This window comes from Cohnella sp. GCM10020058 (assembly GCF_042683485.1).
Taxonomy (GTDB): Bacteria; Bacillota; Bacilli; order Paenibacillales; family Paenibacillaceae; genus Cohnella.
The window spans coordinates 174,077-188,646 of record NZ_JBHUJV010000025.1; the positions used below are offsets into that span (position 1 = coordinate 174,077).

Genomic DNA, 14,570 nt, shown 5'->3' on the forward strand with positions numbered 1-14,570 from the left:
ATAGCAAACAGAAGAGGAGAAACGGATGATTCCGCTTCTCCTCTTTCTTGTCCGTTCTGTGCAGGCTACCCTGCTACTGCCAGCTCACCGTCACGGTCGCCGTGCCGCTGGAAGGCGTCGTGAACGTGTGGTTCGAGCCGCCTTCCCACGTGACCGTCGCGCCGTTTTTCTTGAAAAACTTGAACTGCAGCGGCGTGTTCGCAGGCACGCTGACGTCGTAGTACCAATTCGGATATGCGGCGATGATCTGATTGAAGATTGGGCCGACCGCCGAAGCGGGCGTCCAGTTGCCGAGCTCGGATACGCTGCCGGTCAGGTAGACGTTCTCGCCGAGCGAGGTCGTCGCGTTCTGCACGATGAAGCGGATCGAGACCTGGTCGCCGCTCAAAATGTTGAAGCCGTTGTAGGCGTTGCTGTCGACTGCGCCGGAGCTGCGCACTTTGACGGTGTACTTGCCGGCCGCCACGGCCGGAACGATCGCCTTGATCTCGGTGTCTTCCCAAGACACGATGCTCGTGCCCGTCACTGCGTTGGTGCCGAAGTAGACGGTTCCCTTGGACGTGCCGAAGCCGCGGCCGTCGATCGTGACGGTGTTGCCCGCCTTGCCCATGACAGGGCCGACATGGCCGATGGCGGGCGTCGTCGTGGCCGGCGTCGACTGCCAGACCGCCACGCCGCCGGCTGCCAGCGTGAAGGTGCTCACGGCGCCGCCGCTGCCGGCCGTAATGCTGCCGCCGCCGAGCAGGCCGCCGAGCGCGTCGCTATAAGTGCCGGCAGGGAGCGACGTAATCAGCCCTGCGATCGAGGCGGAAGCGCTGGCGCTGCGGTTGATGGCGACGACCGCTACGCTGCTGCCGAACTTGCGCTCGTACACATACACGTCGTTGTTAATCCAGCGCTGCTGCGTCGTACCGTAGGCGATCGCCGGGTTGGACTTGCGAAGCGGCGCCAGCGCCTTAATGACGTTAAAGGCCGTCGTGGACGTCGAGAAGGAGGACATCATCGCGCGATTGTCCGGATCGGTGCCGCCCGTCATGTATTGCTCCGTGCCGTAGTAGATGGCGGGGACGCCGCGGGACGTCAGCGTGAAGGCGAGCGCCTGCTCGAGCCGGCGGTTGGTGACGGCGCTGCTCTTGAAGCGTTCCATGTCGTGGTTGTCGATAAAGGTGACCTGATCCGAGACTTGGGCGTAGTCGGTCGCCGTCGCCGAGAGCATGGAATCCAGGCCGTACATCGTATCCGTGTTGTCGCGGAAGACGTTGCGCACCTTCGCGTTGAACCGGAAATCGAGCAGGCTCATGCCGGATTCGTTGGCGAACTTGGTGTTGTCCGCGTCCGCCGCGGCCGATCCGAGGAACCACTCGCCGAAGACGAATACGGGCTGGTAGCCGTAGATGGAGGAGAGCCAGTTTTTTTGCCAGCCCATGGACATATGCTTGACCGCATCGACGCGAATGCCGTCCACGCCGAGGTCGAGCCATACCTTGATCGCGTCTTTGAAGTACGTATCCAGCGTGCTGTTCTGCTGCTCGATGTCGGCCAGGTCGTACAGATTCTTGTAGATGCCGTTCTCGAGGCTGGAGAAGTCGGAGCCGCCGTTGTGGTGGAAGTAACCGTTGGTGTCGCTCGTGTAACCGCCCAGCAGCGTGCCGTTGTTATACAGCTTGCCGTTCTCGGCGAACGTGGTGTCGGTCTCCATCGCGGGCGACGTATGGTTCGGGGCAAAGTCGATGACGATTTTGATGCCTTTGGCATGCGCGGCATTAATCAGGTTTTGCAGGTCCGTGAAGCTGCCGTAATAAGGATTCGTCTTTTTAAAGTCCCGGGCCCAGTAGCCGTGATAGGAAGCGTTGGTCACGCCGGTGTAGGTGACGGCGGCATAGATATTCTCGACCGGCTGGGAGATCCACAGCGCCGTGATGCCCATGTCGGTAAAATAGTTGGCGTTGATCTTGTCGGTAATGCCCTGCCAGTCTCCGCCGCAATATACGCGCTTGTTCGTGCAGCCGGAGCTGAAGGTCGAGCCCGAAGGGTTGTTGGACGTATTGCCGTCATTGAAACGGTCGGTGAAGATTTGATAGATGACGTCCGTGCTGAAATTCTGCTTGTTGGATACGGCGGTATCCGCCGCGGCCGAAGCCGTGCCGATCGGGGCGCCCGGCGCAGCGAGTCCCGCGACGAGCAGCGAGGCGATGGCTGCGGCGGTCAGGCTCTTTTTAAACCATGCGTACATGAGAAAATCCACCTTTCCTCGTATAAATGCTTTGGACATGCCTAAAGCGGTTACAACGTTACGAATGTTCCCGTCCGCGTTCTGTCGCGAACCGTACCGCGCCACCTCCTTTTTTGCAACGGCAAAAACCCCGGCAGCTCCGAGAGGAGTTACCGGGGTTGTTTTAAACCGTCAGGTTTAAAAGCAGTGCCCTCAAATTATGATTGGCGACCTAATAATAAGAAAATGTTGGTCATTTTGTCAATCAAAAAATAACGGCGCTATGACGTAAACGTTCTGAAGCGGAATTTGCGGACCTGTTCCTCGGGCTCGTAAGGCCGGTGAAGCAGCTGTTCCATCGTCGCGTAGGCGACCGAGGCCTTGGATTCCTCGAGGACAAGAAGGCGGATACCTTCCGGCAGATAACCGGGCGCTTCGGAGGCGCAGACGACGATCATGGCGGACGGATCGACGCGGCCGAGCAGCCGCATGGCAAGGAACTCGTTGAACACGACGAGCGGCAGCCCTTCGTTGCGCGCCAGAAAGGCGTCCAGGTCTCCGTCGGCGTCCAAGGCAAGCATCCGCTCCGGAGGGACAACGGCTGCGGCGGTCAATGACTCGGTCATAGACCGGTTGTGATAGCTCTCGCAGATGACGGCGTAGGGGCCGCCTGCGAGTGTCTCGCGGACAAGTCCGAACAGCTGGCCGAAATCGGGCATGAGCCTGCGGAACAGCGGATCCTCGATGTTGCCGTCCACCAGCACGAGGGGCGAACCGTAGGGGAATTTCTCGGAGACCGAATAGAACGAGCCTTCCCGTGCGTCGATCAGGAAGACGCCGTCCAGCTTGCGTTCGGCGATGATGGCGAAGTTGGGGTTCACCGGGTCGATCTGCGACGTCATGAGATGGTAGCCCTTCGGTTTACTCATCCGCTCCAGCTCGTCGATGAACTTGCCGTAGCTGATGTACTTGGAGACGAGATCGCGCTCGTCGCCGACCAGCAGGACGCCCAGCAGCTGCGTCCGGCCGGAGGACAGCGAGCGGGCGGCGAGATTTTGCACGTAATTCAGCTTGCCGACCGCCTCGAGGACGCGACGCTTGGTCTCATCGGGGATCGTCTGGTGCGCGACGTCGTTCAGAACGTAGCTCACCGTTGCGACGGAGACGCCGGCTTCCTTGGCGACGTCTTTAAGCGTCGGTTTTTTCATGGGCGGCAATACCTCGTTTCCGGTCCGATTCGAGTAATAGATCTATCATAGAGGGCTTCCCGAGAGCCTGTCAAACGTGCAAAACCCGGATTGACATTTTTAGGTTGACTCCTTATACTAAAGAAACTTAAACGATTAAGTTATTTCTGAATCGAAGCCATAGCAAAGGGGAAATGCGTATGCAAGCGCCGATTCAAGCCGCCGACGCCCACCGGCAGGCGGGACCGATGGCGGCCGCCGAGGCGTTGCCGGTATGGCGCAACGGCTCGTTCATGCGGCTGTTGACCGGCTATACGGTGTCCGTGTTCGGCGACAGCTTCAACGGCATCGCCATCAGCCTGTGGGTGCTGCAGACGACGGGAAGCGCGCAGCGAATGGCCGCCGTTCAGATCTGCTACCTGAGCGTCGGCTTCCTGTTCGGCTCGTTCGCGGGGACGATCGCGGACCGCTTCGACCGCAGGCGCCTGATGCTGTTCTCCGAGCTGTCGCGCAGCGCGATTGCGGCGATCCTCGCCGTCTCTCTGTTTGTCCTGCATGCGCCGTTTCCGACGCTGCTCATCCTCGCTTCTCTGTCCATGTTTTGCAGCTTGCTGCTCAGTCCCGCCTTCCACGCCTCGACGACGGCGATCGTCGGTCCGTCGCGCGTCCAGCAAGCCGCGAGCGCCATCCATATCGCCGACAATGCCGCGCGCATATCCGGCCTGGCCGTCGCGGGCATCGTCGTCTCCGCATTCGGCGGACTCGCCGCCATTTTGACGACCGCCGCCGCCTTTCTGTTCTCCGCCGTCTGCACGCTGCTGACCCGGGGATTTCCCCGCGTCGAGCGCGCAGCCGCCGAGCATAAGCCTTCGTTCCTGGAAGACTGGCGCGGCGGACTCGCGTATATACGGCAAGATAAGCTCATTCGCTCGATCGTTCTTCTCTCTCCGCTGCTGTCCGCTTTTTTTCTGAGCGCCATCATGCTCGTGCAGGTAATCGCCGTCGGCAAATGGCGGGCCAATCCAATAGAATTCGGCCTGCTTGAGATGTGCATTCCCCTTGGTTATCTGGCTGGAGCGGGGATCATCCTCAGCTTCGGGCGGCGGCTGGGAAGGCGGGGGCGCCTGGTGTTCGCCGGTCTGCTGCCGCTCGGCCCGCTTTACGCAGCCGTATCCTTCGTTTCGTCGCCGCTGCTTGCGCTGCCGCTGATCCTGCTCGGCGGTCTGCTGTTCGCCTTTTGCTCGATGATGATCCAGATCATTCTGAAGACGGAGGTTCGCGGCGAGCTGCAGGGGAGAATCTACGGCACGCTGGGCGCGATTACGAGCGTAGCCCCCACGCTGTCGCTCGCAGCCGTCTCTATGCTTGCCGACCGCTGGGGCGCGGGACACGTGCTCGTCGTTCTCGGGGGGGCACTGCTCGCGCTGGGCATCGTCGCCGCGATGCTGCTCAAGCCGATCCGCGCTTACCGTTAGCATGTCTTAAAAATAAATATTTACAAATTATCCAATTTGTATTAACTTGGAAGTGCATCATCCATGCACAATCTGAGGGCCATGACTTTTTAAAACATGGTTGTCATGTTTTAAAAACAACCCCGTTTTCCCGGTATCGCTTCGGGACAGCGGGGTTTTTTGGCGCAGCTTGATGCGGAATCGGAAGATGCGGAAGGAGGAGCGGAGTAGAGAAGCCAGGAAGATCAGCAGACGGGAGGGAGAGAATTGCCGCTTCAAGCTGCGATACTGACGGTAGAGGGATTTCGCGCCAGCCGTTTAGACAACGAAAGGAGGCTATTCGTATACTTGCCCCCGGGCTACGAAGGCGAGGCGGCCAAGCGTTATCCGGTGCTGTACATGCACGCGGGACAGCGCGCCTTCGATCCGGCCGCGCGAGGCACCGAGTCCTGGCGCATCCATCGCGCAGCCGACCGGTTGATCGGAGATGGGCTGATGGACGGGATCATCATTGTCGCCATCGCTCATGTCCGGCCGGCGGAGGCCAACGAATATTATCACTTCAAGGCGCCGGCCGAGGAAGCGGACGTCGTTCGGTGCGCGGGTCTCGATTACGAAGACTTCGTCGTCAACGAGGTTAAGCCGTATATCGACGCCCGGTTCCGCACGCTGCCGGACCCGGTCAACACAGGCTTGCTCGGCTCGTCCGCCGGAGGCTTGTGTACGTACCATATGGGTTTCCGCCATCCCGACGTATTCGGCAAGCTCATGATGCTGTCGCCGTATTTCGTCAAGGCGCAGCTGGACGACAGCACGCCGTCGGGGCTGCGCGAAGAGTGTCTATACAAGCCGTACCGAGGCAGATATCCCGTCAAAGTATGGATGGACATCGGCGATGCGGAAGGCTTGTTCCTTCCGAGGCATGTGCGCGATGTCGCCGTCGATCTGATCGGAGAAGGCTTCCGCTACGGCGAAGAGCTTGCTTTCCTGGAGCAGCCCGATGCCGCGCATCAGGAGACCGATTGGGGCGATCGGGCGCATATTCCCCTCTTGTTCATGTTCGGACGCACGGGCGCGCCCGCCTCGCTCGAGCTCCGCGGCCGGACCGAGATCGGCTTGACGGGCGGATGCCGGACGCATGTTAATGCCGTGCTCCGTTACGACAGCGGCTTCGCGCTCAGCGTGCTGAACGGCAAATACCGCGTCGGCGACCCTTCGGTGCTGAAGGCGCTGCCCGACGGGACGTTGATACCGCTGAGCCCGGGCACGACGACATTGACCCTGTCGACCGGCGGGCTCGTGGCGACCGGCGTCTATACGGTCGTTCCTGCGCTGTCCGATCGCGTCGTCGTCGAGATGACCGCCGACGTGCCGCCGGAGGCTTCGCCGCCCGCCGCCATCTATGGCGGGATGGGTATGCGGCTGGCCCATCGGGGCGGGAATCGCTATGCCGGACGATTCCGGGTGCCGAGGGATACGGGCTTTCGATTTCGTTTCACGAAGGGCTTCCGCAAGTTCGAGACGGACCCCGCCGGCGGCGTCATGCCGAACCGTACGTTCCGGGCGTCCGACGATCTTTCGCTGCACTACGAGGTCGCCCGCTGGGAAGACGCGCCGTCCCAAGCGGCGGAAGGGAGGGGCCATGCTGATTCGACCATTTGATCCGTTGATGGACATTCCCTATTACTATCCGTGCAATCTCCCGCTCGTCCGCGAGGTGCTGGGGCGGCAGGGCGTTCGGAGCGGTCTCGGGCTGCTCGCCGCCGCGCGGCTCTACGGCGTGCCGGCTTGCTCGGACACGGGGCTCGTGAAAACGTATTTCAACAAGCTGGATTACGCGGAGGCGATCTGGCGTCAGACGGGCAAGACGGAATACCCAAGCCTCGAGGAAGGCCTGCGGGAGGGACGCCGGCGCATTGGCGAAGGCGAGCTGTTCCTGGTCACCGGCACCAGCTATTACCTGCCTCATTGCGATGATTATCTGTCGCCCAAGTACATCGAGAAGCTCGTAGATCCCGGCTCCCGCCAGTATCTCGTCGATCATTGGCTCGCCGTATACGGCATCGAGGAGACGCGGCTGCACGTGTACGATCCGGTGCCGGCGCGCTATGCCGGTCCGCTGTCGCTGCAGGCGTTCGACGACTTCTGGAAGGGCAACAAGGCGATTCCCGAGCTGGCGAACGCGAAGCGCAAGGAGGAGCTGCATTCGTACTGCGCCATAGGCATCGCCGCGGCCGACGACGCGAAGTCTTCGGCCTATGAGGAGCAGCTGCTGCGGGCGGTAGCGACGCATGCCCACGAATTTTTGTCGGAACGGGAAGTCGTGGAAGGAGAGCGAACGTATTATTTCGGCTATGCGGTAACCAGACGCCTGCTCGGACAGCTGCACCGCAGCTTGGCCAACGGAGCGGCGGCGCTTGGCGCATTGTCGGCATTCGTGTTCGACATGCGGTGGAGCCGGTACTTTTTCCGCGATTTGCTGCGGGAAGCGGCGGAGGCGCTCGGCTCGCCGTTCGACGGCCATGCCGCAACATTCGACGCCGTTGTCGCGGATTGGGAGGATGCGCACAAACAGCTGCAAGGACGGGGGGCCGCCGAACGAACGGCACAGCTGGGCGTTACGCTGGAGGCGCTGGCCAAGCGCGAGCATCGGCTGCACGAGATGCTTTGGGCGGACGCGCGCGGCGCCGGGCTGTTCGCCAAGCGGCAGCGGTCCGACGCGCGCGATTCGGACGGTCGGCGCGAAGCGATCCTGCGGATCGTGCTCGACAGCTGCGAGGAACTGAACCGGTTCCAGGGCAGCACCGTTCCCGTCGAGCTCGGCGCCGCAGCGCCGCTCTACGGACGCAACGGGAACCTCGACTCGCTCGGGCTCGTCTCGCTGCTTGCATCCGTCGAGCAAGGCATCGAGGAAGCGCTCGGCTGCGGCATCGCGCTGTCCGACATCGCTGCGGCATCCGTGCCCGACAGCCCTTACCGCACGGTCGACACGCTTGTGGGATATTTGCTCGAGAGGCTGCCCGAGGCGGGCTGAGGAGGAGCGCTAAGCTATGCAAGAATACAGCATGCTGACGGAGCGTTTCCGGCGATTCGGCGACAGGCCGGCGCTGGTCTGGCGGGATCGGGCGTATTCGTACGCCTGGCTGCGCGCGCAAATCGAGGCAATGAGAGAACGGCTGCAGGACGAGGGGATCGAGCGCGCCGTCGTGTCGCTGGAGACCGTTTATTCTCCCTATGCGGCAGCCGCCGTATTCGCCCTGCTTGGGCAATCTTGCGTCGTGCTTCCGATCGACGGAAGCCTGGTGGCGGCGAAGGTCGAGGAATATCTGGACATCGGGGAGGCGCAGGCAAGGATCGGCTCGGACGAAGGGGGGCTGTCGATTCGCCGCAGAGCGGGCGTGGAAGTCCGCCACCCTTTGCTGCTTGGACTGCTCCTTCAGCGCGTGCCGGGATTTGTGCTCTTCTCCTCGGGCTCGTCGGGCAGGAGCAAGGCGGCGGTGCACCGTGCGGATCGGCTGTTGGCGAAGTTCCGGGCGGAAGGACGGGCCGCGAAGACGATCCCTTTTATGATGTTCGACCATATCGGCGGCATGAACACGATGCTGACCACGCTTGCCAACGGCGGCTGCCTGCATGTGCTGAAGGACCGGTCCCCGGAGGAAGTATGCCGGACGATCGAGCGGTACGGGATCGAGGCGCTGCCGGTCTCGCCCACCTTCATGAATCTGCTGCTCCTGAGCGGCGCGCATCGGACGTACGATCTCGGCAGCCTGAAGGTCGTCTCTTACGGCTCCGAGGTGATGCCGCCGCAGACGCTGGCCGCCTGGAACGCCGCCTTTCCGGGTATCCGCACCGTCCAGGCTTACGGCATGTCAGAGCTGGGGGTGCTCAAGACGAAGTCCAAGAGCTCGGACTCGCTGCTGTTCTCGCTGCAGGGAGACGGCGCTTCATATCGGATCGTCGACGGTCTGCTCGAGATCAAGGCGGAATCCGCCATGATCGGCTATCTGAACGCGCCCGACCCGTTCACCGAGGACGGCTGGTTGCGCACGGGCGACGAAGCCGTCGTAGAGGACGGCTATATCCGTATCCTCGGGCGGCGCTCAGAGATCATCAACGTCGGCGGGGAAAAGGTGTATCCGGCGGAGGTGGAGAGCGTGCTCCAGGAGCTGGCCGGCATCGAGGAGGTCGTCGTCAGCGCGGAGACGAGCGGCATTACGGGGCAGATGGTGATGGCGACCGTGAAGCTGCGCGAGGATATGGATCCGAGCCTCGGCGAACTGCGCAGGCGCATATGGACATTTTGCCGGGATAAGCTGCCTGCCCACAAGATTCCGCAGAAGATCGTCATTACCAGGGAATCGCTCACAAGCAACCGGCTCAAAAAAATTCGCAAGCCGCAGGCGCAGCAAGGCAAGCCCAATTTAAACGGATGAAGAGAGGCGGAATCAATATGACGACGATTGCGACGCACTTTGCCAAAGAGCTGGAACAGCTGCACAGGGACGGCTACGTATTGTTTAAGAACGTGCTGGATCGCGGACAGGCGGCCGCACTCAAGGAGGGCATCCGGGAGGCGTTCGAAGGCCAAGACGACAACGTCATGATGCAGGGGCCGATGTTCGAGCGGGGCGAGGTATTCGAGGCGCTCGTCGATCATCCCGTCATCAGCGCCTTTATCGAAGAGGTGCTCGGTCCCGACTGCCAGCTGAGCAGCATGAACGGCATGCGCACGACCCGAAACAACGGCGTCAGCAAATGGCACGTCGACGAGGCGTTGTTTTTCCCGCTGCCGGAGGGCGCGGAGATTGACGCGAGCATCCCGATGCCGGTTTTTCTGATGAACGCGCTGTATTATCTGGACGACGTTACCGAGGATCAGGGGCCGACCCAGGTCGTACCGGGCTCGCACCGCGCCGGTCAGGCCATCCGCCATGCCGAGGAGATCGGCGAATACAAGGGGCAGGGCGCGATCTCGATTCTGGCGGAAGCGGGCGACTGTCTCGTGTTCAACAGCCAGATCTGGCATCGGGGCGCGCGCAATCAGAGCGACGATCCGCGATACGTGCAGCAGATCATCTACCGCAAAAAGTTTATCGTGCCGCACATGACCTACGACATCAACGGCGCCTATCAAGTGCCGGAGGAGATCGCGCGACGCAGCAATTCGCGCAGGCGGCGGCTGATGGGCTACAGCGAGCAGGTATTCTAAGCAGAGCATGCGAAAAAACGTTTAGGCGGATCGCCGCTTCATAGGCAAGCGGCTAACGTCGACATGGCGCGGCAGGCGGTAAGCCTGCCGTTTCTTGTCGGGGCCGGTCTGATCGGCACGCCTGAAGATCGCATCTGGCCGATTGCCCTGAATAACTTCCAGGCGCGCAAGAGAGGATGTGTTTTTTCCGAGTCCATGCAAATGGATGCGCGGTCTGCCTCGTTCCGGTCTCAATCCTCGATACACGGCCATATCTGCGCGGCACCAGGATAAGCGAGCTGTCCCTCGCGGTCAATGGAGCTGTCTTTTTGCTTCCGGGAGTTCGGATTCAAGGATTGACAACTTTTGGCTGACGATTTATGTTGTTATTAGGGAAACCGGTTCCCCTAATTTGCGGGAGATTATGAGGCAGCCGAATGACGGGCCGAAAAGAAAGGAGCGCGACGGGAATAACGGGGCAAGTTGTTGTAAGCGCTTAATCATTCGAGGAGGTTGGACTTATTATGATTCGTAAGACAAGCATCCTTCGGCAACTCACGGTCCGCTGGCTGGCGGCCGTCCTGCTGCTCGCTATGGTCGCGCCCGCGCTGACGGCGGCGCCGAAGCCGGCGCAGGCGGCCAGCATCGGCACGATCGGCGAAGGCGACACCATCTACCAGATCATGGTTGACCGCTTCTACGACGGCGATCCGACGAACAACGCGACAGGCTCGGCGATTCGCTACGGCGAGACGGTCGAGGACGACTTCCGCTACATGAAGGGCGGCGACTGGCAGGGCGTCATCGACAAGATGCCTTATATCGCCAACATGGGCTATACGGCTATCTGGATCTCTCCGGTCGCCGAGCCGCAAATGACGAACCGCGAGAACGGCGGCACGGGCAAGAACACCGCTTACCACGGCTACAACGTCAAGGATCCGAACGCGGCCAATCCGTATTTTGGCACAAAGGAAAAGCTCAAGGAGCTCGTCGATACGGCCCATTCGTACGGCATCAAGGTCGTCATCGACGTCGTGCCGAACCATGTCGGCGACTACATGCTGGGTACGCAGGCGTACTACGACATTCCGAGCCTGCAGCCAGCGGCGCCTTTTAACAATCCCGCCTGGTATCACCACAACGGCGACATCAACTGGTCGCTCGTGGACGGCAACTACACCCAATGGGCGCAGGATTATATCGAGAACCACGACCTGGCCGGTCTGGACGACATCGATTTCGACGTGCCGGCGGCCAAGTCGGCCATTTTCAACTCGATCAAAGGCTGGTTCGACTACACGGGCGCGGACGGCGCACGGGTCGATGCTGCCAAGCTGATCAAGCCGACGGACGTTGGCGATCTGCAAAACCTGCTGGGCGTCAACACGTTCGGCGAAAACTTCGACGGCAACGCAGAGTTCGTCTCCCGCTGGGTCGGCACGAACAAAGAGTGGGGCATGCTCGACTTCCCGCTGTTTTTCTCCGTGCTGAACAGCTTCGCTTACGGGCAATCGTTCGATTCCAACATTAAGAGCACGCTGGCCCAGGACTCGCTCTATAACGGCAACGCGAACCACATGGTCACCTTCCTCGATAACCACGACCGCAACCGGTTCCTGACCGAAGCGGGCGGCAGCGTGTCGAAGCTGCAGAACGCGCTGACGTTCCTCTTCACCGTACGCGGCGTCCCCGTCGTCTTCCAGGGCACGGAACAGAACAAGGGCAACGGCAACGGCGCCATTATCGGCGGCGGCATTGCGGATACGTGGAATCGCTGGTCGATGGTGAAGCGCGACGCCAGCGGCAACATTATCACTAACTACTTCGACGAAAACGCGAGCACGTTCCAATACGTGGCCAAGCTGAACCAGATCCGCAAAAATTACGAGGCGCTCCGCAAGGGAACGCAGCGCGAGATGTGGTCCGCGCAAAACCTGTATGCCTTCTCCCGGCGCATGGACAGCGGCGCAAACGTCGGTCAAGAAGTCATCTCGGCGTTCAGCAACGCGACGAGCGGCACGCAGACCGTCACGATCCCGCTGCGCGCGGAGAGCACGCTGACGGTCGGCACGGTGCTGGTCAACCAACTGAACACGTCCGACACGGTGACGGTTCAATCCGGCGGCGCGACGGGCAAGCAGATCACCGTCTCGATCGGCGCGAACGGAGCCAAGGTATACGCCAAAGCGCTGTCCGATACGCAGGCGCCTACTGCGCCGACGAATCTGACCGCTACGGTGCAAGGCACGACCAGCATTCAGTTGAATTGGACAGCCTCGACCGACAACGTCGGCGTAACCGGCTATGAAGTGTACCGCGGCGGCACGCTCGTCGGCACGGCGACCGGCACGACGTACACGGATACGGGCCTGACGGCTAACACCGCCTACACCTATACCGTGAAGGCAAAGGATGCGGCGGGCAATGTGTCGGCGGCGTGCGCCTCGGCCTCGGCGACGACCGGCCAGCCGGACACGACGGCGCCAAGCGTGCCGCAGAACGTGGCTGCGACCGTGCAGAGCTCGTCCAGCATCCAGGTCACCTGGAGCGCCTCGACCGACAACGTCGGCGTTACGGGCTATGAGGTTTACCGCGGCGGCACGCTGGTCGGTACGGCCACAGGCACGACGTACACCGACACGGGCCTTGCGGCTGCCACCGCTTACAGCTACACGGTAAAGGCGAAGGACGCGGCAGGCAATCTGTCGGCATTCAGCGCGGCGGCTGCGGCGACGACGTCGGCGGGCAACAACGTGACGATATACTACAAGCAGGGCTTCACGACGCCTTACATCCATTATCGTCCGGCGGGCGGCACATGGACGACTTCGCCGGGCGTGGCGATGCCGGCTTCCGAGGTGTCCGGCTACAACAAGATTACGATTAACATCGGCACGGCGACCCAGCTGGAAGCGTGCTTTAACAACGGCAGCGGCACATGGGACAGCAACAACTCGCAGAACTATTTGTTCGGCGTGGGCACGTGGACGTACACGCCGACGGGCAACATCGCGGCGGGCGCGCCGAACGTGGACAGCCAGGCGCCGACCGTGCCGGGCAGCGTGACCGCGACGGCCTCGTCCGCAACGACGGTCAACGTGACGTGGACGGCGTCGACGGACAATGTCGGCGTGACGGCGTACGACATCTACCGCGGCGGCACGAAGATCGGCAGCGCGGCGGGCAATGCGACGTCGTACACGGACAGCACGGCTGCAGCGGGCACGACCTACAGCTATACGGTCAAGGCACTGGATGCGGCGGGCAACGCGTCGGCGGCGAGCACAGCGGCGACGGTTACGACGCCTGCGGGCAGCGGCAGCGTGACGATCTTCTACAAGAACACGGCTTACACCAACGCCTATATTCATTACAAGCTGGACAACTCGACCACCTGGACGACGTCTCCCGGCGTACAAATGACGGCATCGACGACCTATCCGGGCTACAAGTCGATCACGATTCCGCTGAACGGCGCGGCCGGCTTGACGGCGGCGTTTAACAACGGCAGCGGTACGTGGGACAACAACGGCGGCAGCAACTATCACTTCGACAGCGGCGTATGGACGCTGGTCGGCGGCACGAAGACGGCGGGCGAGCCGCAGGCGGACAGCGTGACGTTCCGCGTGACGGTGCCGTCGAACACGCCGGCGAGCGGACCGGTGTACCTGTCGGGCAGCTTTAACAGCTGGAACGCGGCCGATCCCGCCTATCAGCTGACGAAAGGCACGGACGGGGTGTACAGCATCACGCTGAGCTTGACGCCGGGCACGGCGTATACGTACAAGCTGACGCGCGGCACGTGGGCGTCGGTGGAAGCGACGTCGAGCGGTGCGGATATCGCCAACCGCACGCTGACGCCGAGCGGCGGCGCGCAGACGGTGAACGTGACCGTGGCGAAGTGGAAGGATCTTTAAGGGGCAGCGAAAAAAAGCCTGTCCGTTCCCGAATGGGAGCGGCAGGCTTTTGCACTGTGTGGGGAGGGCGGCGGATAACTGCTGAAAGGCAGTTAAATCGAACGAAAGAGGGTGTTGAAACGGCATTAACGGTCAAAAGGCATTTAATTTTGTTCAAAGCTGCTCGATGAAGCCCCGGGGCGCTGAATAACTGCCTTTTGACCGCTATCTTGGATGATTAAAGGATTTCTGCGAAAATAACTGCCTTTTAACCATTATCCGGGCTAGGAAAGACGGCTTCGCCACAGGGCTAGGAAAGACGGCTTTGGCATCCGGGCTAGGAAAGGCGGCTTCGCCACCGAGCTAGGAAAGACGGCTTCGCCACCGAGCTAGGAAAGCAGCTTGGGCATCCGGACTAGGAACAGGTGGCTTCGGCATCCGGGCTAGGCAAAGGCGGCTTCGTACTAAGACGATAAGCGAAAAAGCCTGTCCGTTCCCGTAAAGAGGGAGAAGGCAGGTTTTTCTACGAATGCGAAGTGGCAGCGATAATTGCTGAAAGGCAGCTAAATCGAACGAAAGAGGGTGTTGAAACGGCATTAACGGTCAAAAGGCATTTAATTTTGTTCA

8 protein-coding genes are annotated in these 14,570 nt (G+C 61.3%); 6 read left to right on the top strand and 2 right to left on the bottom strand.

Annotated features, from left to right (window positions below; genetic code table 11):
- Positions 1-73: 73 nt before the first annotated feature.
- Positions 74-2,233: an alpha-amylase family glycosyl hydrolase gene (locus ACFSR7_RS34710; protein WP_378169202.1), complete on the bottom strand. Its 2,160-nt coding sequence runs from the start codon at positions 2,231-2,233 to the stop codon at positions 74-76.
- Between the two features lie 260 nt (positions 2,234-2,493).
- Positions 2,494-3,420, bottom strand: a complete 927-nt coding sequence (locus ACFSR7_RS34715) for a LacI family DNA-binding transcriptional regulator (RefSeq protein ID WP_378169203.1) — start codon at positions 3,418-3,420, stop codon at positions 2,494-2,496.
- A gap of 179 nt (positions 3,421-3,599) precedes the next feature.
- Here ACFSR7_RS34715 and ACFSR7_RS34720 point away from each other — a divergent pair, with 179 nt between their 5' ends.
- From ACFSR7_RS34720 to ACFSR7_RS34745, 6 genes are all read left to right on the top strand, one after another.
- A complete protein-coding gene (locus ACFSR7_RS34720; RefSeq protein WP_378169204.1) occupies positions 3,600-4,874 on the top strand; it encodes an MFS transporter in 1,275 nt (424 codons plus the stop codon).
- A 246-nt stretch (positions 4,875-5,120) separates the two neighbouring features.
- Entirely contained in the window at positions 5,121-6,515 is a 1,395-nt protein-coding gene (locus tag ACFSR7_RS34725) for an alpha/beta hydrolase (RefSeq protein ID WP_378169205.1), read from the top strand.
- Entirely contained in the window at positions 6,496-7,887 is a 1,392-nt protein-coding gene (locus tag ACFSR7_RS34730; RefSeq protein WP_378169206.1) for a hypothetical protein, read from the top strand. The genes ACFSR7_RS34725 and ACFSR7_RS34730 overlap by 20 nt, the downstream gene beginning before the upstream one ends.
- A 16-nt stretch (positions 7,888-7,903) precedes the next feature.
- Positions 7,904-9,289 carry a class I adenylate-forming enzyme family protein gene (locus ACFSR7_RS34735; RefSeq protein ID WP_378169207.1) on the top strand — a complete coding sequence of 462 codons (1,386 nt, stop codon included), beginning with the start codon at positions 7,904-7,906 and terminating at the stop codon, positions 9,287-9,289.
- A gap of 17 nt (positions 9,290-9,306) precedes the next feature.
- On the top strand, positions 9,307-10,065 hold the full coding sequence (locus ACFSR7_RS34740) for a phytanoyl-CoA dioxygenase family protein (RefSeq protein ID WP_378169208.1): 759 nt from the start codon (positions 9,307-9,309) through the stop codon (positions 10,063-10,065).
- 503 nt (positions 10,066-10,568) lie between these two features.
- On the top strand, positions 10,569-13,964 hold the full coding sequence (locus ACFSR7_RS34745; protein ID WP_378169209.1) for an alpha-amylase family glycosyl hydrolase: 3,396 nt from the start codon (positions 10,569-10,571) through the stop codon (positions 13,962-13,964).
- Positions 13,965-14,570: the final 606 nt, after the last annotated feature.

Coding starts and splice junctions, on each gene's coding strand:
- ACFSR7_RS34735 (WP_378169207.1), top strand. CDS start 7,904: ATGCAAGAATACAGCATGCTGACGGAGCGTTTCCGGCGATTCGGCGAC.
- ACFSR7_RS34710 (WP_378169202.1), bottom strand. CDS start 2,233: ATGTACGCATGGTTTAAAAAGAGCCTGACCGCCGCAGCCATCGCCTCG.
- ACFSR7_RS34745 (WP_378169209.1), top strand. CDS start 10,569: ATGATTCGTAAGACAAGCATCCTTCGGCAACTCACGGTCCGCTGGCTG.
- ACFSR7_RS34740 (WP_378169208.1), top strand. CDS start 9,307: ATGACGACGATTGCGACGCACTTTGCCAAAGAGCTGGAACAGCTGCAC.
- ACFSR7_RS34715 (WP_378169203.1), bottom strand. CDS start 3,420: ATGAAAAAACCGACGCTTAAAGACGTCGCCAAGGAAGCCGGCGTCTCC.
- ACFSR7_RS34730 (WP_378169206.1), top strand. CDS start 6,496: ATGCTGATTCGACCATTTGATCCGTTGATGGACATTCCCTATTACTAT.
- ACFSR7_RS34720 (WP_378169204.1), top strand. CDS start 3,600: ATGCAAGCGCCGATTCAAGCCGCCGACGCCCACCGGCAGGCGGGACCG.